19 protein-coding genes and 1 tRNA gene are annotated in these 19847 nt (G+C 68.2%); 7 read left to right on the top strand and 13 right to left on the bottom strand.

Annotated elements, in window-relative coordinates; translation table 11 throughout:
* Positions 1-2: 2 nt before the first annotated feature.
* From tmk to LC041_RS03195, 7 genes are all read right to left on the bottom strand, one after another.
* The gene (tmk, locus tag LC041_RS03225) at positions 3-632 is read right to left on the bottom strand and encodes a dTMP kinase (RefSeq protein WP_226531514.1); all 630 of its coding nucleotides are present in this window, start codon (positions 630-632) and stop codon (positions 3-5) included.
* Positions 629-3475 (bottom strand): type I DNA topoisomerase, encoded by a 2847-nt coding sequence (topA, locus tag LC041_RS03220; protein ID WP_226531513.1) that lies wholly within the window; start codon positions 3473-3475, stop codon positions 629-631. The genes tmk and topA overlap by 4 nt, the downstream gene beginning before the upstream one ends.
* A 77-nt stretch (positions 3476-3552) precedes the next feature.
* On the bottom strand, positions 3553-3882 hold the full coding sequence (locus LC041_RS03215) for a helicase (protein ID WP_226531512.1): 330 nt from the start codon (positions 3880-3882) through the stop codon (positions 3553-3555).
* Positions 3882-4265, bottom strand: coding sequence for a TadE family type IV pilus minor pilin (locus tag LC041_RS03210; protein WP_226531511.1), 384 nt, complete (start codon positions 4263-4265; stop codon positions 3882-3884). Before LC041_RS03210 ends, LC041_RS03215 begins: the two co-directional genes overlap by 1 nt.
* On the bottom strand, positions 4262-4459 hold the full coding sequence (locus tag LC041_RS03205) for a DUF4244 domain-containing protein (RefSeq protein WP_226531510.1): 198 nt from the start codon (positions 4457-4459) through the stop codon (positions 4262-4264). Before LC041_RS03205 ends, LC041_RS03210 begins: the two co-directional genes overlap by 4 nt.
* A gap of 54 nt (positions 4460-4513) precedes the next feature.
* On the bottom strand, positions 4514-5416 hold the full coding sequence (locus LC041_RS03200) for a type II secretion system F family protein (protein WP_226531509.1): 903 nt from the start codon (positions 5414-5416) through the stop codon (positions 4514-4516).
* Positions 5410-6414, bottom strand: a complete 1005-nt coding sequence (locus LC041_RS03195; protein ID WP_226531508.1) for a TadA family conjugal transfer-associated ATPase — start codon at positions 6412-6414, stop codon at positions 5410-5412. Before LC041_RS03195 ends, LC041_RS03200 begins: the two co-directional genes overlap by 7 nt.
* A gap of 401 nt (positions 6415-6815) precedes the next feature.
* On the opposite strand from LC041_RS03195, the gene acs reads away from it, so the two are divergent.
* Complete coding sequence (gene acs, locus LC041_RS03190; RefSeq protein WP_226531507.1) at positions 6816-8783, top strand: acetate--CoA ligase; 1968 nt, start codon at positions 6816-6818, stop codon at positions 8781-8783.
* Between the two features lie 84 nt (positions 8784-8867).
* Here acs and LC041_RS03185 read toward each other — a convergent pair whose 3' ends face one another.
* Both LC041_RS03185 and LC041_RS03180 read right to left on the bottom strand, forming a co-directional pair.
* A complete protein-coding gene (locus tag LC041_RS03185; RefSeq protein ID WP_226531506.1) occupies positions 8868-9326 on the bottom strand; it encodes a RidA family protein in 459 nt (152 codons plus the stop codon).
* A complete protein-coding gene (locus LC041_RS03180) occupies positions 9323-9547 on the bottom strand; it encodes a DUF4177 domain-containing protein (protein WP_226531505.1) in 225 nt (74 codons plus the stop codon). Before LC041_RS03180 ends, LC041_RS03185 begins: the two co-directional genes overlap by 4 nt.
* Positions 9548-9636: 89 nt before the next feature.
* Here LC041_RS03180 and LC041_RS03175 point away from each other — a divergent pair, with 89 nt between their 5' ends.
* The 6 genes from LC041_RS03175 (at position 9637) to LC041_RS03150 (ending at position 15454) form a co-directional block, all read left to right on the top strand.
* Entirely contained in the window at positions 9637-12195 is a 2559-nt protein-coding gene (locus LC041_RS03175; protein ID WP_226531504.1) for a transglycosylase domain-containing protein, read from the top strand.
* The gene (locus LC041_RS03170; protein WP_226531503.1) at positions 12186-13127 is read left to right on the top strand and encodes a metallophosphoesterase; all 942 of its coding nucleotides are present in this window, start codon (positions 12186-12188) and stop codon (positions 13125-13127) included. Before LC041_RS03175 ends, LC041_RS03170 begins: the two co-directional genes overlap by 10 nt.
* A 56-nt stretch (positions 13128-13183) precedes the next feature.
* Positions 13184-13260, top strand: a tRNA-Pro gene (locus LC041_RS03165).
* Between the two features lie 66 nt (positions 13261-13326).
* Positions 13327-13803: a VanZ family protein gene (locus LC041_RS03160; protein WP_226531502.1), complete on the top strand. Its 477-nt coding sequence runs from the start codon at positions 13327-13329 to the stop codon at positions 13801-13803.
* Positions 13800-14555 (top strand): HAD-IIB family hydrolase, encoded by a 756-nt coding sequence (locus tag LC041_RS03155; protein WP_226531501.1) that lies wholly within the window; start codon positions 13800-13802, stop codon positions 14553-14555. Before LC041_RS03160 ends, LC041_RS03155 begins: the two co-directional genes overlap by 4 nt.
* A 53-nt stretch (positions 14556-14608) precedes the next feature.
* A complete protein-coding gene (locus LC041_RS03150; RefSeq protein WP_226531500.1) occupies positions 14609-15454 on the top strand; it encodes a DUF1295 domain-containing protein in 846 nt (281 codons plus the stop codon).
* 18 nt (positions 15455-15472) lie between these two features.
* Here LC041_RS03150 and LC041_RS03145 read toward each other — a convergent pair whose 3' ends face one another.
* From LC041_RS03145 to LC041_RS03130, 4 genes are all read right to left on the bottom strand, one after another.
* Complete coding sequence (locus LC041_RS03145) at positions 15473-16732, bottom strand: alpha-hydroxy acid oxidase (RefSeq protein ID WP_226531499.1); 1260 nt, start codon at positions 16730-16732, stop codon at positions 15473-15475.
* A gap of 10 nt (positions 16733-16742) precedes the next feature.
* The gene (locus LC041_RS03140; RefSeq protein ID WP_226531498.1) at positions 16743-17465 is read right to left on the bottom strand and encodes a FadR/GntR family transcriptional regulator; all 723 of its coding nucleotides are present in this window, start codon (positions 17463-17465) and stop codon (positions 16743-16745) included.
* Between the two features lie 205 nt (positions 17466-17670).
* Complete coding sequence (locus LC041_RS03135) at positions 17671-18324, bottom strand: thymidine kinase (protein ID WP_226531497.1); 654 nt, start codon at positions 18322-18324, stop codon at positions 17671-17673.
* A 9-nt stretch (positions 18325-18333) separates the two neighbouring features.
* A complete protein-coding gene (locus LC041_RS03130) occupies positions 18334-19806 on the bottom strand; it encodes a malate:quinone oxidoreductase (RefSeq protein WP_226531496.1) in 1473 nt (490 codons plus the stop codon).
* Positions 19807-19847: the final 41 nt, after the last annotated feature.

Below are 19847 nucleotides of genomic sequence, written 5' to 3'. Positions count from 1 at the left end.
GATCAGCCGAGCAGATCCTCCACCCGGACGCGGATCCGCTGGGCGATGCTCTCGGCGGACGCAGCGGCATCCAGAACCAGGAATCTGTCGGGCTCGGCATCGGCGAGCGCGAGGTAGGCGTCACGGACTCGGCCATGGAACTCGGCCTGCTCCGCTTCGAGGCGGTCGAACGGCTTGTCCGCCGAGTCGAGGCGGGTCCGCGCCGCGGCCGGATCCAGATCGAGAAGCACGGTCAGGTCGGGGAGCGCCCCCTCCGCGGCCCAGAGCGACAGGTCCCGGATCTCCTTCGCGTCGAGCACGCGCCCTGCCCCCTGATACGCCACGGACGAGTCGAGGTAGCGGTCCTGCAGCACGACGTCGCCGCGCTCGAGTGCAGGTCGCACGACCGTTGCGACATGATGCGCACGATCCGCCGCGTACAGCAGCGCCTCCGCTCGCGGTGCGATGTCACCGCGGTGGTGCAGCACGATGTCGCGGATCAGTTGCCCGACCTCGGAGCCGCCCGGCTCCCGCGTGCGCACGACAGTGCGTCCCGCGGCGACGAGCCACTCCGCGAGCAGGTACGACTGCGTGGTCTTGCCAGACCCGTCGCCGCCTTCGAGCGTGATCCACACTCCGCGGCCTGGGGTCACGACTCCGCCTTCTCGGCGGCCTTCGCCGCCGCGTTCGCCGCACGCGTGGCGGCCGCCTTCTTCGCCGCCGCCGACCGCGCGGCCGACGTCGCCGCCGCTGTCTTCTTCGCGGGAGCCTTCTTCGCGGCCGATGTCTTGGCCGCCGCCTTCTTGGCGGGCGCCTTCTTCGCCGGAGCCTTCTTGGCTGCCCCCCGCTTCGGGGCCGGCCCCTTCGCGCGCTTGTCGGCGAGCATCTGCACGGCGATCTCGAAGGTGATGTCCTCGACCTTCTGACCCCGCGGGATGGTCACGTTGGTCTCCCCGTCGGTGACGTACGCCCCGAAGCGTCCATCGCGGATGCGGATCGGCTTGCCGCTGACGGGATCGGCCTCGAACTCGGCGAGGGCGCTGGAGGCACGTCGACCGGCACCGTACTTCGGCTGTGCGTAGATCTCGAGCGCCTGCTCGAGCGTGATGCTGAAGATCTGCGACTCGCTCTCGAGAGAGCGCGAGTCCGTGCCCTTCTTCAGGTAGGGACCGAAGCGACCGTTCTGCGCCGTGATCTCGTCACCGGACTCGGGGTCCACCCCCACCACGCGCGGGAGGCTGAGCAGCTGCAGCGCCGTATCGAGGTCGATCTCGTCGACGGACATCGAGCGGAAGAGCGAGGCGGTCCGCGGCTTGGGCGCCACTTCCTTCTTCGCACCGCGCTTCGGCTTCGGGGTCTCGACGACCTCGCCCGTCGCCTCGTCGATCGCAGCGTCCTCGGAGACAGGGTCGTTCTCCTGCACGTAGGGCCCGAAGCGGCCGTCCTTGACGACGATGATCTTGCCGTTCGCCGGGTTCTCCCCGAGCACACGGTCGCCCGCGACGGGAGCATCGATGAGCTCCTGCGCCTTCTCCGCCGTGAGCTCGTCGGGCGCCAGGTCCTCCGGCACGTTGACGATGCGCGGCTTCGCCTCGGGGTTCTCGGGGTCGGCGACCTCGAGGTACGGGCCGTACTTCCCGAAGCGGAGAGTGGCGGCATCCGTGATGCGCGTGGAATTCAGCGCACGCGCATCGATCTCGCCGAGGTTGTCGACGACCTGACGGAGCCCGACGTGCGAGTCCGATCCGAAGTAGAACGACTTGAGCCATTCGACGCGGTTCTGTTCGCCCCGCGCGATGGTGTCGAGGTCGTCTTCGAGTGCCGCCGTGAAGTCGTAGTCGACGAGGTCCGCGAAGTGCTCTTCGAGCAGACGCACCACGCTGAACGCCAGCCACGTCGGGACGAGGGCCTGACCACGCTTGACGGCGTAGCCGCGGTCGAGGATCGTCTCGGGGATCGACGCGAACGTCGAGGGGCGACCGATGCCCTTCTCCTCGAGCACCTTGACGAGCGAAGCCTCGGTGTAGCGCGGCTTCGGCGTCGTGCGGTGACCCTTCGCCTCGGCATCCGACACCGCGAGCCGATCACCCACGGCGACGGCTGGGAGCGACTGGTTCTCCGCGGCGTCGGCGTCACCGCGCTTCTCGTCGCGCCCTTCCTCATAGGCCTCGAGGAAGCCCTTGAAGGTGTACACGGTTCCGGATGCCGTGAACTCGGCTTTCTTCCCCGCTGCGTCGACGGCGATCGTGACTGTCGTGGTCTCGTACTTCGCGTCGGCCATCTGGCTGGCGACCGTGCGCTTCCAGATGAGGTCGTAGAGACGCTGCTCGTCGCGATCGAGCTCGGAGGACAGCGACGCCGGCGTCCGGAAGTTGTCGCCCGAGGGGCGGATGGCCTCGTGGGCCTCCTGGGCGTTCTTGCTCTTCGACTTGTAGACGCGCGGCTTCAGCGGCACGGCGGCATCACCGTAGAGCGCGACCGCCTGGCTCCGCGCCGCCTGCACCGCCTGGGTGCTCAGCGACGTGGAATCGGTACGCATATAGGTGATGTAGCCCTTCTCGTACAGCCGCTGGGCGACGCCCATCGCCTGCTTGGCCCCCATGGAGAGCTTGCGCCCGGCCTCCTGCTGCATCGTCGAGGTCGTGAAGGGTGCGTAGGGGCTTCGTGTCCCCGGCTTGGCCTCGACCTTGGTGACGGAGCCTGTGCCGACCGCATCGATCGCGGCGGCGAGAGCGGAGGCCGCGGCTTCATCGAGGACGACGACGGCCTTCTTGAGCTTTCCGTCGTCATCGAAGTCTGCGCCGCGTGCGAGCTGGCCACCGTCGACGCGGACGAGGCGGATCTTGAAGGAGGTGCCGGTCGCCGCGGCTGCCGCATCGACGTCCCAGTACTCGGCGGAGGTGAACGCCATGCGCTCACGCTCCCTGTCGACGATGAGTCGGGTCGCTGCGGACTGGACACGTCCGGCGGAGATCCCGGTCTTGACCTTGTACCAGAGCACGGGTGAGACATCCCAGCCGTACAGGCGGTCGAGGATGCGGCGGGTCTCCTGGGCGTCCACGAGGTCGTGGTCCAGTTCGCGCGTGTTGCCGACGGCGGCCTGGATCGCGTCCTTGGTGATCTCGTGGAAGACCATGCGCTTGACCGGGACTTTGGGCTTGAGGGTCTCCAGGAGGTGCCAGGCGATCGCCTCGCCTTCGCGGTCCTCATCTGTCGCGAGCAGGAGTTCGTCCGCACCCTTGAGGGCACGCTTGAGCTCGGCGACCGTCTTGGTCTTGCGATCGGACACGACGTAATAGGGGTCGAACCCGTTGTCGATGTCGATCGAGTACTTCCCGTAGGCCTGCTTGTCCTCCGCCGGAATGTCCTTCTTGTCGGCGAGGTCGCGGATGTGGCCGACGGAGCTGAGCACCTCGTACCCGTCGCCGAGGTATCCCTGAATAGACCGCATCTTCGTCGGGGACTCGACGATGACGAGCTTCTTGCCTTCAGCCAAGGGTGCGTCCTTTCTTCGAAGCACACCATACACACCACTGTGTGGGGTCATTCACAGTGAGCGAGGTCGCGCGGCCGTCACTGTCCCTCGGGTGGCCCGGCACGGGCTCGGGAGACGGCTGCGAGTCCAGCGTACGCCGACTGCACCTCCACGGTCGCCACGAAGCCCTCCAGGGTGCATCCGGTGAGGTCGGCACCGGATGCCGCCGCGACCGTCGCGGCGAGCTCGCACGGCTCCTCCGAGGTGGGCACGGCCCCGCTGGCGGCGTCGGCCGCGGCGAGCGCGGCGGCGTCGGCAGCACCCGCAACCCGCTGCGCCGTCACCGATGCCCCGGCGACCGAGGCCAACCCGAGCGACAGCGCGGCCGCCACGGCGAGGACGCCCGCGGCGAGCGCGGTGCCCGCCATCAGAGTCCTCCGTCCAGCGCGCAGCTCGACGCCCGCAACGGTACTCGAACCACCGCACCCAACGAGGCCTCGGCCGACGCGGTGACGCATACGAGCTCGCCCCGGCGCGACGCTGACGCCCCGGCGCCCGGGACCGCCACTCGCACGACCGCCTCCGCGGCATCCGCTCCTTCTCCCCGGCCCAGCAGGCGGGCCGCGTCGGCGGACGCATCCTGCAGAGCCACCTGGCGCGACGCCGCGCCGAGCGCCCCCGCTCCCAGAAGGAGCGCGAGCACCACGGCAGGCACCGCGAGCGCGAGCTCGGCCGCGACGGACCCTCGCTCTCCCCCGGCGAGGCGCGCCGACCCTCGTCGCCGCGGCGTGGTGACGGTCGCTGCTCTCACGACACGGTCAGCGCGCGGCGCACGAGATCGGTCAAGATGCCGCGGACCTCGTCGGATCTCATGATGACGACGAGGAGTCCGGCGAAGGCGACAGCCGCCATCGTCGTGATGGCGTACTCCGCGGTGGCCGCGCCACTGTCGTCGCCGAACAGCGTCGCCGCCCGGCGTCGGTCGAGTCGGGGAATGGTCGTCATGGTGTTCCTTCTTTCTCTGGATGTTTCGGATCGGAGACCGACCGCCACGGGCGGTCACAACGGCAAGGGTGTCGAGGACAACACGCTCAGGAGCATCGGCGCCACACCGAGCAGGAGGAACGCCGGAAGGGTGCACACTCCAAGCGGGATCAGGAGTCGTGTCGAGAGCTTCGCCGCGCGGAGACGGCCCTGGACCCGAGCGGCATGGCGGTCCTGAGCCGCGGACGCGCGGAGCAGTTCCACCGCCGGCACCCCCGCGGCACGGGACAGATCGAGCACGGCACGGATCCGCTCGTCACTTCCCCCGGACGCGGAGCTCTCTGCGACGAGGGCGAGCGCTCGGTCGATGGAGGATCCGCCGGTGAGCGCGACCGCCATGAGTTCCGCGCGGATTCCGGGCGTGCCCGGCTCAGGCCGCGCCCGCCGCAGAAGTCTCTTCGTCCACTGGCGCGCCGCCAGCACCAGGAGCAGCCCCGCGACCACGCAGCCCGTACCGAGAGGGTTGCCGACGATGGCACCGAGGGTGTCGAACCCGAGCGCGAAGCCGAGAAGGAGTCCAGCGAGCGGCATCCAGAGCAGCAGACGCGCAGTTCCCGCGGGTTCCGCGAGGGCGATACGCACGTCGTCGGCCGCCGAGGCGGCATCACGAAGCGACTCCGCGATCATCCGGAGCACCTCGGCGAGCGGCGCGCCGACCGTCGTTGCGATCTCCCACGCGGCTGCCAGATCGGTCCATGCCCCACGCTCGGCCTCGATTGCCGAGAGGAGCGGGACACCCTCATCGACCCGCTCGACCACAGCCACCGCATGCGGGTCGCCGGTACCTGCGAGATGCCGCCATGCGACGAGGGGGACAGCGCCAGCCTGCAACAGAACCGCCAGCGTCTGCACCGATGTCGCGGCATCCGCCGCACCTGCCGACTCGTCGCGGAGTGCAGGTATGCGCCGTATCACCATGGGGATACCTCCTCGATATCGAGTCGATCGCCCACGATCACGAGCCGACCCGCCTGGCGTATCCGACGGACCCCACCCGGAGTTCGATCGAGATGCAGAACCACGGTGAACGCGCTCACCGCCTGCCGTGCGAGTGCGACGGCATCCATCCCCGCCAGCGCTCCGAGCGCCTCGAGCCGGGCGGGCACGTCGCGCAGACCGCTGGCATGCATCGTGCCCGCTCCCCCGTCGTGACCGGTGTTGAGTGCGCTGAGCAGCTCGCGCACCTCCTCCCCTCGACACTCACCGACCACCAGCCGGTCCGGCCGCATGCGCAGGGACTCCCGCACCAGGCGCGCGAGGGTGATTCCCCCCGCGCCTTCCAGGTTCGCCTGACGCGCTTCGAGCGCGACGTGGTGCGGGTGCCGCGGACGCAGCTCCGCCACATCCTCGATCGTGACGATCCGCTCGGCCGGCGGCACCTCGGAGAGCAGCGCGGACAGCAGGGTGGTCTTGCCCGTTCCGGTTCCCCCGGTGATGAGGATGTTCGCCCGATCGACCACGAGGCTGAGCAGCCAGGCCCGCTGGCGTTCCTCGAAGGCGCCGAGGGATTCGAGCGCCGAGAGATCCGCCGCCCGCACGCGTGGGAGCCGGATCGAGAGCGCGGTTCCCGTCGTCGATACCGGCGCGAGCACGGCGTGCACGCGGATGCCGGAGGCGAGGCGGACATCGACGCACGGTGCTTGATCATCGAGGTGCCGCCCGCCGAGACCGACGAGCGCGACCGCGAGATCTCGCACCTCCCGCTCGGATGCCCGCCACGGCGTCGCCGGCTCCGCGCCACCGCCGCGATCGACGAACAGTCCGGTCGTCCCGTTCACGAAGACGTCGGTGACGGTGTCGTCGATGTGGGCACGGAGCGGACCGAACGCGGGGTCGAGGTGCAGGGTTTCGAGGGAGGTGCCGGTCGTCGCGACGGCCGCCCCGCCCCGAGGCTGGATGACGAAGGAATCGGGCATACCGCGACGCTAGGCCGCGCCACCGGGACGAGTGCCTCGTCTTGCGGGCGCGATGCGGCCTCTGTGCAGAAGTGGCGTCCGATGGAGCCAGTGCAGAAGCCGATCGCGCGTCGCGGGAGCCGATGAGAGAGCGCTCCCAAGCCGAAATGGGCGGCACCTCACGGGGGGAATGAGGTGCCGCCCACGGTGAGCCACGATTGGGGGAATCGGGCGCACCAAGGCCGGAATGAGATTTCGGCTGTCGTCGAGTGTACGCATGGCAGGCGCCCTCACAAAACCGAAACCACTACCGACTTTCGGCAGTATGCGAGGGGAGTCCACGAGGATAGATTCACCCTGACCTGGTCGTCCACCCCACGACCATGCTCGAACGACCGAATGCCGCAAAGGAGCGCCTGCCGATGAGCAGCCAGATCGACCACCTTCTCGATGAGACCCGGCGATTCCCGCCGTCGGAGGAATTCATCGCCCAGACCATCTCCTCCCCCGCACTCTACGAACAGGCCACCGCTGATCGCGAGGCCTTCTGGGGTGAGCAGTCCCGCGAACTCGTGCACTGGCACAAGCCGTTCACGCAGGTACTCGACTGGACGAATCCGCCGTTCGCGAAGTGGTTCGACGACGGCGAGCTGAACGTGGCCTACAACTGTCTCGACCGTCATGTCGAGGCCGGCAACGGCGACCGCGTCGCGCTGCACTGGGAGGGCGAGCCCGGAGACTCCCGCCGCATCACCTACGCCGAGCTGACCGACGAGGTCAAGCGTCTGGCCAACGTGCTCGAAGGGCTGGGAGTGGGTCAGGGCGACCGCGTCGCGATCTACCTGCCCATGATCCCCGAGGCGATCGCCTCGATGCTCGCCGTCGCCCGTCTCGGCGCCATCCACTCGGTCGTCTTCGGCGGCTTCAGCGCCGACAGTCTGCGCTCGCGCATCGACGACGCCGGGGCGAAGCTGGTGATCACAGCGGACGGCGGCTACCGCAAGGGTCGCGTCTCGGCGCTCAAGCCCGCGGTAGACCAGGCGCTGGCCGATCGAGGCGAGGGTGAGCAGCAGACCGTCGAGCACGTGCTGGTCGTCAAGCGCGGCGAGAACGATGTCGACTGGGTCGAGGGCCGTGACCTCTGGTGGCACGACGTCGTCCCCACCGCCTCGTCCGAGCACACCGCCCTGGCGTTCCCTGCGGAGAACCCTCTCTTCATCCTGTACACCTCAGGGACCACCGGGAAGCCCAAGGGCATCCTGCACACCTCCGGCGGCTACCTCACCCAGGCGGCGTACTCGCACAAGTACGTCTTCGACCTGCACCCCGAGACCGACGTCTTCTGGTGCACGGCGGACATCGGCTGGATCACCGGGCACAGCTACGTGGCCTACGGCCCGCTCGCGAACGGTGCGACCCAGGTGCTCTACGAAGGCACGCCGGACACCCCGCACCCCGGCCGCTGGTGGGAGATCATCGAGAAGTACAAGGTGTCCATCTTCTACACGGCTCCGACCGCGATCCGCTCCTTCATGAAGATCGGTCGCAGCGTTCCGAAGAAGTTCGACCTGTCGTCGCTGCGCCTGCTCGGCTCGGTCGGAGAGCCCATCAACCCCGAGGCGTGGATGTGGTACCGCGAGGTGATCGGGGCGGGCAAGACTCCGATCGTCGACACCTGGTGGCAGACCGAGACGGGGGCCATCATGGTCTCGGCCCTCCCCGGCGTCACCGAGACCAAGCCCGGATCAGCCCAGGTCCCGCTTCCCGGGATCTCGATCGACGTGGTCGATGAGAGCGGCGTCGAGGTCGGCAACGGCAACGGCGGCCTGCTCGTCATCACGGAGCCCTGGCCGAGCATGCTGCGCGGCATCTGGGGCGATCCGGAGCGCTTCCGTGAGACGTACTGGGAGAAGTTCGAAGACCAGGGCTACTACTTCGCGGGAGACGGCGCACGCCTCGACGAGGACGGCGACCTGTGGCTGCTGGGCCGCGTCGACGACGTCATGAACGTGTCGGGCCACCGTCTATCGACCGCCGAGATCGAATCGTCACTGGTCGCGCACGAAGCGACCGCCGAGGCCGCGGTGGTCGGGGCGTCGGATGAGACCACCGGCCAGGCCGTCGTGGCGTTCGTCATCATCAAGGAGAGCTATCTCGCGGAGCATGAGCCCGCAGGCCTCGCGCAGCAGCTGCGCCTGTGGGTCGGCGAGCAGATCGGCGCGATCGCACGTCCGCGCGACGTCTACATCGTCGGCGAGCTGCCCAAGACCCGCTCCGGCAAGATCATGCGACGTCTTCTGCGCGATGTCGCCGAGGGCCGCGAGGTCGGTGACACGACGACCCTCGCCGACACCGCTGTGATGAGCATCATCTCGGCTCAGGTGAAGTAGCCCCGTCCTGAAAGATCGAAAACGCGCCTCCCGGGCTTCCGGGAGGCGCGTTTTCGATCCCGGCACGGAGCGCGGGCGGCAGGATCAGGCGAGGCGGAAGGTCACCTCGACCTCGACCGGGCTGCCGAGGGGAAGCTCTGCGACGCCGACGGCCGCGCGGGCGTGGCGTCCGGCATCCCCGAAGATCTCTCCGAGCACGTCGCTGGCACCGTTGATGACGCCGGGCTGGCCGGTGAACCCCTCGGCGGAGGCGACGAAGCCACCCACCCGGAGCACACCCGCGATGCGGTCGAGTCCGCCCGCGGCATCCGACGCCGCTGCGAGGGCGTTCAGCGCGCACGTCCGCGCATAGGTCTTCGCGTCGTCGGCCGAGACCTCCGCACCGACCTTGCCCACGGCGGGGAGCGCCCCCTCGGTGAACGGCAGCTGCCCCGAGGTGTACACGAGACCGCCGTGCACGACGGCGGGCACATAGGCGGCCACCGGCGCGGCGACCGCGGGCAGCTCGATGCCGAGCTCGGCGAGACGGGAGGAGACGGTCATGCCTGCTCTCCCTCGAACTGGCGGGCGGCCTGCTCCGCGGCGGCGAGACCGGCGTTCGCCGAAGCGTCGGCCGTCACGGGGCGCTTCAGGTAGGCGACGAGCCCGCCTTCCGGGCCCTGCACGACCTGCACGAGCTCCCAGCCCTGCTTGCCCCAGTTGTTGAGGATCGCCGCGGTGTTGTGGATCAGCAGCGGCGTGGTGAGGTACTCCCACGTGGTCATGGCACTCCTGTCGATCAGGGCACGACGCCGTCATTCCGCGTCGGGCTCGTCAAAGGCGGTATTCAGGGAACTCCCCTACGATCAAGCGTATGCCCCAAAAGAATCGCACGGTGAGAGGCGTGCTCGGCGGACTCGTCGGGCTCGTCGGCCTGAGCGCCGTCGCCGGACTCCTGGTCGCAGCGAGCGTCACGCCCGTCCTCACGATGACGGGCCTCGCCGGCACCCAAGCCCTCACGCTCTTCGATCAGCTGCCCGAGAACCTCAACCCGAGCACGCCGATGGAGCAGTCCACGATCTACGCCACGACTCCGGAGGGCAAGAACGTCGCCCTCGCCTCGTTCTACGAGCAGAATCGCGTGCCCGTGACGTATGAGCAGGTCTCCCCCGTGCTCTACGACGCGATCCTGTCCAGTGAGGACAAGAGCTTCTACAGCCATGGCGGCGTCAACGTCGGCGCGACGGTGAAGGCCCTGATCGACAACGTGCGCGGCACCTCCAGCCGCGGCGCGTCGACCATCAGCCAGCAGTACGTGAAGAATGTGCTGATCCAGGAATGCGAGCAGAAGGTCGACACGACCTCCGAGACGCACACCGAGGATCTGCAGCAGTGCTGGAAGGACGCCACCAACGCGACGGGTGCCGACGGCATCGAGCGCAAGCTCCAGGAGATGCGCTACGCGATCCAGATCGAGAAGGACTACTCGAAGAACGACATCCTCCTCGGATACCTCAACATCGCCAACTTCGGCGGAACGGTCTACGGCATCGAGGCCGCGGCCAACTACTACTTCAACACGACGTCGGCGAAGCTCACGGTCGCGCAGGCCGCGACGCTGGCCGGAATCGTCCAGAACCCCAACACGTATCGCATCGACAAGCCCGAGGGAACCGTCACGAACTCGGACGGCGAGGCGCTCAACACCGCCGAGAGTGGATACGCCCTCACGAAGGATCGTCGTCACTACGTGCTCGGCCGCATGCTCGCGGACGGCAAGATCACCCAGGCGCAGTACGACGAGGCGGATGCGTCCGAGATCACGCCCGTACTGAACCCGCCCACGCAGGGCTGCGCCTCCGCAGGCGCCAACGCCTACTTCTGCCAGTACGTGAAGTCGATCGTGCTGAACGACGAGGCCTTCGGCGAGGAGCCGCAGGATCGGGCCGACCTGCTCCGTCGCGGCGGACTCAAGATCTACACCTCACTGGACTACCGCATCCAGGACCCCGCCGCGCAGGCGATGAAGGACATCGTGCCTGCCAACTACGACAACGACTACTTCGGTGCCGCAGGAGTCTCGATCGAGGTCGGCACGGGACGCATCCTGTCGATCACGCAGAACACGCAGTTCGATGAGACCACCACGGATGATCAGGCCAAGAGCTCGCTGGTCTTCGCCGGGGACATGGAGCACGGGAACTCGGGCGGATTCCAGGTCGGCTCCGTCTACAAGCTCTTCACATTGATCGACTGGCTCGAGAAGGGCCACTCCGTCAATGAGGTGATCAACGGGCGGGTGCAGACCAACCTCAAGATCCCGGTGTGCGAGAGCCCGCAGACCACCAATACGAAGGAGATCGGCAACTTCGGCGGCGGAGGCGGCTACACCGGGAGCGTCATGGACTTCACCCGACAGTCCTTGAACAGCGGCTTCTTCGCGATGGCCTCGAAGCTGGACATCTGCGAGATCAACCAGGTCGCCGACCGGATGGGCGTCACGCTCGCCAGCGGCAAGAAGGTCACGGACGAGAACGTGCCGTACGACGTGCTCGGTCCCAAGAACATCTCTCCGATCGCCATGGCCAACGCCTACGCCACGGTCGCCAGCGGCGGGAAGTACTGCACGCCGCGCGCGATCGATCGCGTGGTCGGCCCCGACGGCAAGGACCGCGAGCTCCCTGCGTCCTCCTGCACCGACGGCGTCATCTCGAAGGAGGTCGCGGCGACCGCGGCATACGCCCTCCAGGGCGTGATGAACGGCGGTACCGGACGGGATGCGAACCCTTACGACGGAACCCCGCTCATCGGCAAGACCGGAACTCACGACCGCTGGTCGACCATGATGATCGAGTCCAGCACCAAGGTCACGTCCGCGGTCTGGGCCGGGCGCTGGAAGGGCCAGAGCGACATCTACCAGAAGTGGGCGGGGAACTATCAGCTCAACAACATGCGATACCCGCTGGCGAAGGCGGCTCAGGCTGCGGCCAACGGCGCCTACGGCGGAGACGCCTTCCCCCGCCCCGACAACAACCTGACCCGGCGGGTGCTGACCGAGGTGCCGAACGTCGTCGGGATGACGATGGACGAAGCACGGTCGACGCTGGAGAGCCGCGGCTTCTCGGTCGCTGAAGGCCCCGCGGTCGACAGCGACCAGCCGACGAACATCGTCGTCGCCCAAGATCCCTCCGGGCAGGCCGCCGGAGGCACGACCGTGACCATCTCCCCCAGCAACGGGCAAGGGACCACGGTTCCAGGGAACCTGGCCGGGATGTCCCGCGCGGACGCGGCAGCCGCACTGGGCGCGGCCGGCTTCACGTCGATCGACTTCGACAACTCGTGCAACCCGCCGACCGCGGTCGTGAGCTCCACGGATCCGGCCCCCGGTACCGCCACGAGCAAGTCCACCGCCGTGCGAGTGACGTGCGAGTAGCCTCTCGCCGCACGGCCCACCCGGCCCTCATCGCGCTCGGCGCGGTGGGGGCCGTCGGTGCTGCCGCCACCGTCTGGGGCATCGGCATCGAGCGCTACCTGTTCACGGTGCGCGAAGCCACCTCCCCCGCCCTCCCCGCCGGTTCAGCCCCGATCCGCATCCTGCACCTCTCGGATGCGCACATGGCGCCGTGGCAGCATCGAAAGCAGGATTGGCTGGCATCGCTCGCGGAGCTGAAGCCCGATCTGATCGTCAACACCGGCGACAACCTCGGCCACCTCGACGGCCTGGCCGGCATCCGCCGGGCCTTCGATCCGCTGGCCGGTATTCCCGGCGTCTTCGTGCACGGCTCGAACGACGTCACCGCTCCCTCCCCGCGCAACCCGCTGCGCTACTTCCTCGGCCCGTCCACGAAGCACCGCGAACCGACGCCACTGGACACCGACGCGATGGACCGCTACTTCACCGAAGAGCTCGGCTGGAGCGATCTCAACAACGCGGCGGTGCGCCTCACCATCGCCGGCACGGCGGTCGACGCGTTCGGCGTGAATGATGCGCACCGGGACTGGGACCGCCTCGACGTGCTCCCCGACGCGATCGACGCCCTCGGCCCGCGCGATGCCTCGACGCCGTTGCTGGGCGTCACCCACGCGCCCTATCAGCGCGTGCTCAACGGTTTCGTCGACCTCGGTGCCGATGCGGTCCTCGGCGGTCACACGCACGGCGGGCAGGTCTGCCTTCCCGGCTACGGCGCTCTTGTCGCGAACTGCGACATCCCGCTCAAGCAGGCCAAGGGCCTCAGTACCTGGTCGCACGGCGGACGCACGGTGCCGCTCAACGTCAGTGCAGGCTGCGGTCACTCCATCTACGCTCCCGTCCGCTTCGCGTGCCGCCCCGAGGCGACACTGCTCACGCTGACGGCACAGGGCTGATCCCGGCCTCGATTCGGCGCACGGAGCATTTCCCTGTAGACTCGGAGGGTTGCAAACGGGGTGTGGCGCAGCTTGGTAGCGCGCTTCGTTCGGGACGAAGAGGTCGCAGGTTCAAATCCTGTCACCCCGACCAGTGACACCGGAAGGCCGCCCTCAGGGGCGGCCTTCTCTGTATCGGCTTCGCGCACGAAGGGAACGCATGGAGTCTCTGCTCCCGCCGCCGCGCCGTTACACCCGCGCCTGGGCGCTCGCCCTCGGCATCCCCTTCCTCCTCGCCCTCGCGGCGCTCACTCTGACGCCCTCGCGCGTCGAGGACACGATGCCCAATCTGCTCGACGTGATCCTCGGCACGGCCCATCGTCTGGGTTGGGCGTCGCTGGACTTCACCCGTCTCGAGATCCTGGCGAACATCATCGTCTTCATCCCGGTCGGCGTCCTCGCGTTCGTGCTGCTCCCCCGTCGCGTCTGGCCTCTCGCGCTGCTGGTCGGACCGACGCTGTCCCTGGCGATCGAGACCGTGCAGCGCCTCGCTCTGCCCCATCGCGCGGCGACCCTCACCGACGTCCTGGCCAACTCCACCGGCGCCTCGTTCGGTGTGGCGCTCGCGGTGATGTGCACCCTGCTGTTCGCCCCGCGAACCTCGCCACGCCCACCTTCTAGGCTGGAGACACCATGATCACGCCCGTCCTCGTCGCCTTCGATCTCGACGACACGCTCGCGCCCTCCAAGGGAGTGATCGACCCGCGCATCGCCGAGCAGCTGCGAGCCCTGCTGCGTACGGTCGACGTCGCGATCATCTCGGGCGGCAACGAAGCGCAGTTCCGCTCGCAGGTCGTCGCCCACCTCGGTGATGCGGACGCCGCTGTGCTCTCGCGACTCCACTTGCTGCCGACCTGCGGGACACGTTACCTCCGTCACGACGGAGCGGACTTCGTCCCCGTCTACGCCCACGACCTCAGCGACGAGGAGAAGCAGGCGGCGCTGACGGCTCTGCGGGAAGAGGCTGAGCGTCTCGGCCTCTGGGAGGCTGACCCGTGGGGAGAGATCCTCGAGGACCGCGGATCGCAGATCACCTTCTCCGCACTGGGCCAGCGCGCCCCGCGAGAAGCCAAGCACGATTGGGATCCGACCGGCGCGAAGCGCGCGGCTCTGCGGGATGCGGTAGCCGCTCGCCTTCCCGGCCTCGAGGTGCGCTCGGGCGGGTCGACCTCGATCGACATCACCCGCGCCGGTATCGACAAGGCCTTCGGGATGACCCAGCTCGCCGCCCACACCGGGATCGCGCTCACGGACATGCTGTTCTACGGCGACCGGCTCGACGAGGGCGGGAACGACTACCCGGTCCTCGCGATCGGGGTGCCGTCGGTCGCTGTCGAGGGCTGGGAAGACACGGCCGACAAGCTCGACGCGCTCCTGCGTACCCTCTGATCCGCCGCGGTGTCGCACGGCGCGACGTCGCCGCCTGGCCCTAGCATGGCGACATGGACGCCATGCTGATCGTGATCGTCGTCGCCGCGGCCACCAGCGCGGCCTGCTGGATCCTGTCGCTGCTCACCCGCGACACCTCGTGGGTCGATCGCGCGTGGTCGATCGTGCCCGTGGCCTATGTGTGGATCTTCGTCGCCGGTGCCTTCGCTCAGGGCGACGGGACCGCACGCATCGTGCTGATGGGTGTGCTCGCGACCGCGTGGGGCGCCCGCCTGACCTTCAACTTCGCGCGCAAGGGCGGCTACACGGGCATGGAGGACTACCGGTGGGCGATCCTGCGCGCACGGATGCACCCCTGGCAGTTCCAGGTCTTCAACGTGCTGTTCATCATCGGCTACCAGATGACGCTTCTCGTGCTCATCACCCTGCCCGCGCTCGTGGCCGCGCAGCACCCTTCGGCCCTCACGGGATGGGACGTGCTCTTCATCACGGCGTTCCTCGCCTTCCTGATCGGGGAGACGGTCGCGGACCAGCAGCAGTGGACGTTCCATCAGCGCAAGAAGCAGGCCGGCGGCTCCCTCTCCCCCGGTTTCGCCACCACCGGGCTGTTCCGTTACAGCCGACACCCGAACTTCTTCTTCGAGCAGGCGCAATGGTGGGCTTTCTACGCGATCGGCGCGACGGCCGCCGCCACGGCCGGTGCGGGCGTGATCGGCGGAGTCCTGAATCCGACGATCATCGGCCCTGCGCTGCTCACGGTGCTCTTCATCGGCTCGACGATCTTCACCGAGTCGATCACGGCGTCGAAGTACCCGGCCTACGCGGAGTATCGCCGGACGACGTCGATGCTGGTTCCGTGGCCGCCACGACGCCGAGCGGTCGCCCCGCAGGCCCGGTGAGCGCGCGGACTCAGCCTCTCAACGCGCGAGAGCGTCCGTAGCCGTTCGCCCCACCGGAACCAGTCGCGTGAGCTGAGTGACGTGTCCCGGTTCGAGCTCTGCGAGCGTGGACACCCCCAGCAGACGCATCGTACGCTCGATCTCACTGCGCAGGATCGCGATCGTCCGGTCGACGCCCTGACGCCCGCCCGCCATCAAGCCGTACAGGTACGCGCGTCCGATCAGCGTGAAGTCCGCCCCCAGCGCCACCGCCGCGACGATGTCGGCACCGTTCATGATGCCGGTGTCGATCATGACCGTGAAGTCGTCGCCGACGGCCCGACGCACTTCGGGCAGCAGGTGGAACGGGATCGGCGCGCGATCGAGCTGTCGTCCCCCGTGGTTCGAGAGCACGATGCCGTCGACACCGGCATCGCGCAGGCGCACGGAGTCCTCGACGTTCTGCACGCCCTTGATCACGATCTTCCCCGGCCAGATATCGCGGATGACGTCGAGGTCGTCGTAGCTGATCGTCGGGTCCATCGCGGCGTCCAGCAGCTCGCCGACCGTTCCGCCCGTGGTGCTCAAGGAGGCGAACTCCAGCTTCGGCGTCGTCAGGAAATCGAACCACCACCACGGCCGCGGAATCGCGTTGATGATCGTGCCGAGAGTGAGCTGCGGCGGGATGCTGAAGCCGTTCCGCTTGTCGCGCAGGCGTGCACCCGCAACCGGAGTGTCCACCGTGAACTGCAGGGTGTCGAAGCCGGACGCCGCGGCGCGGCGGGTGAGCTCGTACGAGATCTCCCGGTCGCGCATGACGTAGAGCTGGAACCAGTTGCGCCCGTGCGGGTTCGCGGCCTTCACTCCCTCGATCGATGTGGTGCCGAGCGTGGAGAGCGTGAACGGGATGCCCGCGGCGCCCGCGGCACCGGCACCGGCGACCTCGCCCTCGGTCTGCATCAAGCGGGTGAAGCCCGTGGGCGCGATCCCGAAGGGCAGCGCGGCGGGTCCGCCGAGGATATCGACGCTCGTGTCCACGTCAGGAGCGGGCCGCAGGATGCCGGGGTGGAACTCCACGTCCTGGAACGCCTGCCGAGCGCGCGAGAGCGAGAGTTCCCCTTCCGCGGCGCCGTCGGTGTAGTCGAACGCGGCCTTGGGGGTGCGGCGCTTGGCGATCAGACGAAGGTCGTCGATCGTGAGCGCGGCATCGAGACGGCGCTTGCGGCCGTCGAGCTCCGGCTTCTTGAACTTCATGAGGTCGAGGAGTTCGACGGGATTCGGGAGCTGGCGCTGCACCATGGTGTGCCTCTCAGTTCAGGGGATGAAGGTCGCGGGTCAGCCCCGCGGACGTGTAGTAGCCGGTGATGTGCGAGTGGACGAGGGTGCGAGCGGCCGCGACGTCGCCCTCGTCGATCGCCCCGACCAGGGCCCGGTGTTCGGCGCGCAGCCGCTGCGCCATCGCGTCCCAGTCGGTGATCGCGGCGACCCCTGCCTGCACGTAGGACTCGATGGACGAACGCAGGCCGGCCATCATCGCGGCGATGACCGTGTTGCCGCTGGCCTCGGCGAGGGAGAGGTGCAGTTGGGCGTCGAGCGCGAGGAACTCCGCGGGGGTGAGGCCCGCGGCTTCCATCGCCTCGAGCAGCCGATGCGCGTGCGCCGTGTCCCGCTCCGCAGAGGCCGCGATCTCGGAGACCACCGCGTCTTCGAGCACCAGCCGCGTGCGGACGACATCATCCAGCGCGAACCCCTGGGCTGCGACCTGGAGCCGGAGCAGGGCCGACATGCCCCCGGTCGGCGTCGCGATGACGATGGCCCCGGACTGCGGACCGGAGCCGGTCGCGGTGCGGATGAGACCCATCACCTCGAGCACGCGGAACGCCTCGCGCACGCTGGAGCGTCCGACACCGAGCTCACTTGCGAGATCTCGCTCCGAGGGGAGCCTGTCCCCCGGGCCCAGGCGACCGTCGAGGAGGTCGCGTTCGATGTGCTCGAGTACGAGCTGCCAGGCACGCGCCGGCTGTTCACCCATCGATCCTCCTGTGGTCTGACCACAGAGTATCCCGTGTGGTCAGACCACGCAACACCGACGGTCTCGGTCCGTCCCTGTTCACAACTCCGCAAGAATTCGCGGAAGCCACCGCGGAACGGCGCCACAGCAGGTTCCGGCCGAGAGTTTCTGCGGAGTTATGAACGCGAAACGGTGAGACCGCCTCGGGAGCGGGAGCGGGGCGCGCTCAGCCCAGACGTCCACCTGATTCGTCGAGGTAGCACGTCCCGCACAGCGACTCGTACGTCGTCAGCTCCGGGGAAGCAGTGCCGACAGCCCCCTCGTCGATCGCGACCTGATCACCGTCGAAGACGAACCGCCCACCGACCACGCGGCCGTTGAACACCGCCTTGCGTCCGCAGCGACAGATGGTCTTGAGCTCCTCGAGCGAGTGCGCGATCGCGAGCAGACGCGCGGATCCCGGGAAAGCATGCGTGAGGAAGTCGTTCCGGATGCCGTAGGCCATCACCGGCACTCCGTCCTCCACCGCGATCCGGAAGAGGTCATCGACCTGAGCCGGAGTGAGGAACTGCGCCTCGTCGACGAGGAGACATGCGACGTCCACGGGGCCAGCGGGGAGGAGCTCTTCATCCGTGGAACGCCGCAGGCGGTCCCGGTGCGCGGTGAACAGCTCGCGTGCGTCGTCGTCCTGGCCGACGAGGAAGTCGACCTGGCGGGTGACGCCGAGCCGACTCTCGATCTCGGCCGCCCCCTTGGTATCGATCTCCGGCTTCGCGAGCAGCACATGCTGTCCGCGCTCCTCGTAGTTGTACGCCGCTTGGAGCAGAGCCGTCGACTTGCCGGAGTTCATCGCGCCGTAGCGGAAGTAGAGCTTCGCCACGGGCCGAGCTCAGACGTTGATGCCGAGGGTGGCGGCGGTCGCCTCCGTGGACTCCTCCGCAAGCGCCGGATCCGTGTTCAGCTTCTCGCCGAACGTGGGAATGAGGGCGCGAAGCTCGGGCTCCCAGCCGGGGTACTCCGACGGGAAGCAGGTCTTCAGCAGGCCCAGCATGATCGGCACCGCAGTAGAGGCGCCGGGCGAGGCACCGAGGAGGCCGGCGATGGATCCGTCCGCAGACGAGACCACCTCCGTGCCGAACTGCAGGATGCCGCCCTTCTGGGGATCCTTCTTCATGACCTGCGCGCGCTGGCCGGCATCGATGAGGGTCCAGTCCTCGTCCTTCGCCGTCGGCATGAAAGTACGCAAGCTGTCGACCTTCTTCGCGTGGTTCTTGAGCAGCTCGCCGACGAGGTAGCTGATGAGGTCGGGGTTCTTCACCGCCACCTGCAGCATCGGGAGGAGATTGTGCGCGCGCACCTGCGACACGATGTCGAGCATCGAGCCGTTCTTCAGGAACTTCGGGCTGAAGGTCGCGAACGGACCGAACATGAGCGAAGACTCGCCGTCGACGACGCGCGTGTCGAGGTGCGGGACCGACATCGGCGGCGCACCGACCGAGGCCTGCGAGTACACCTTCGCCTTGTGCTGCGCGACGATCTTCGGGTTCGTGGTCTTGAGGAACTGTCCGCCGATCGGGAAGACGCCGTAGCCCTTGATCTCGGGGATGCCGGAGTTCTGCAAGAGCTTCAGGGCCCAGCCACCGGCGCCGACGAACACGAAGCGCGCTTTGACCTCGTTCGGCGTGTGGCCGATGCTGTTGCGGTACTTGACCAGCCAGGTCCCGTCCTTCTGCTTCTTCAGGCTGCGCACCTCGTGGTTGGTGCGCAGCGTGACGCCCGACTCGGTGAGGTGGTCGAAGAGCTGGTGGGTGAGAGCGCCGAAATCGACATCGGTGCCAGCCGGAACACGAGTCGCCGCGAACGGCTCACCCTTGCGGCGCTGCTGCATCAGCAGCGGGGCCCAGGTGTTGATGACACGGGAGTCCTCGCTGTACTCGATGCCGGCGAACAGCGGCTGCTTCTTGAGCACCTCGTAGCGCGCCTTGAGGTAGGCGACATCCTTCTCGCCGCGGACGAACGTCATGTGCGGGGTCGCGTTGATGAACGTCGACGGCGCATCGAGCACGCCCCGGTCCACCAGCGACGACCAGAACTGGCGACTCTGCTGGAACTGCTCGTTGATCGACACCGCTTTGGCAGGATCCAGCGGGGCATCCCCCTGCTGCGGCATGTAGTTCAACTCACACAGGGCGGCGTGACCCGTGCCGGCGTTGTTCCACGGGTTCGAGCTCTCCTGGGCGACGTCGGAGAGTCGCTCGAAGGCGACGATCTTCCACTCCGGCTGCAATTCGTGCAGCAGCGTACCCAGGGTGGCGCTCATGATGCCACCGCCGATCAGGACGACATCGACGTTTTCAGTCACCGAACCAGTCTAGTTCGCGGGCGCGCCGCCGCGAACCATGC

Origin of the sequence: Microbacterium paraoxydans (genome assembly GCF_020524545.1) — a bacterium.
Classification (GTDB): Bacteria; Actinomycetota; Actinomycetes; order Actinomycetales; family Microbacteriaceae; genus Microbacterium; species Microbacterium paraoxydans_C.
Note: the sequence above shows the minus strand (reverse complement) of the source record. Positions and strands in the feature narration are given on the sequence as shown.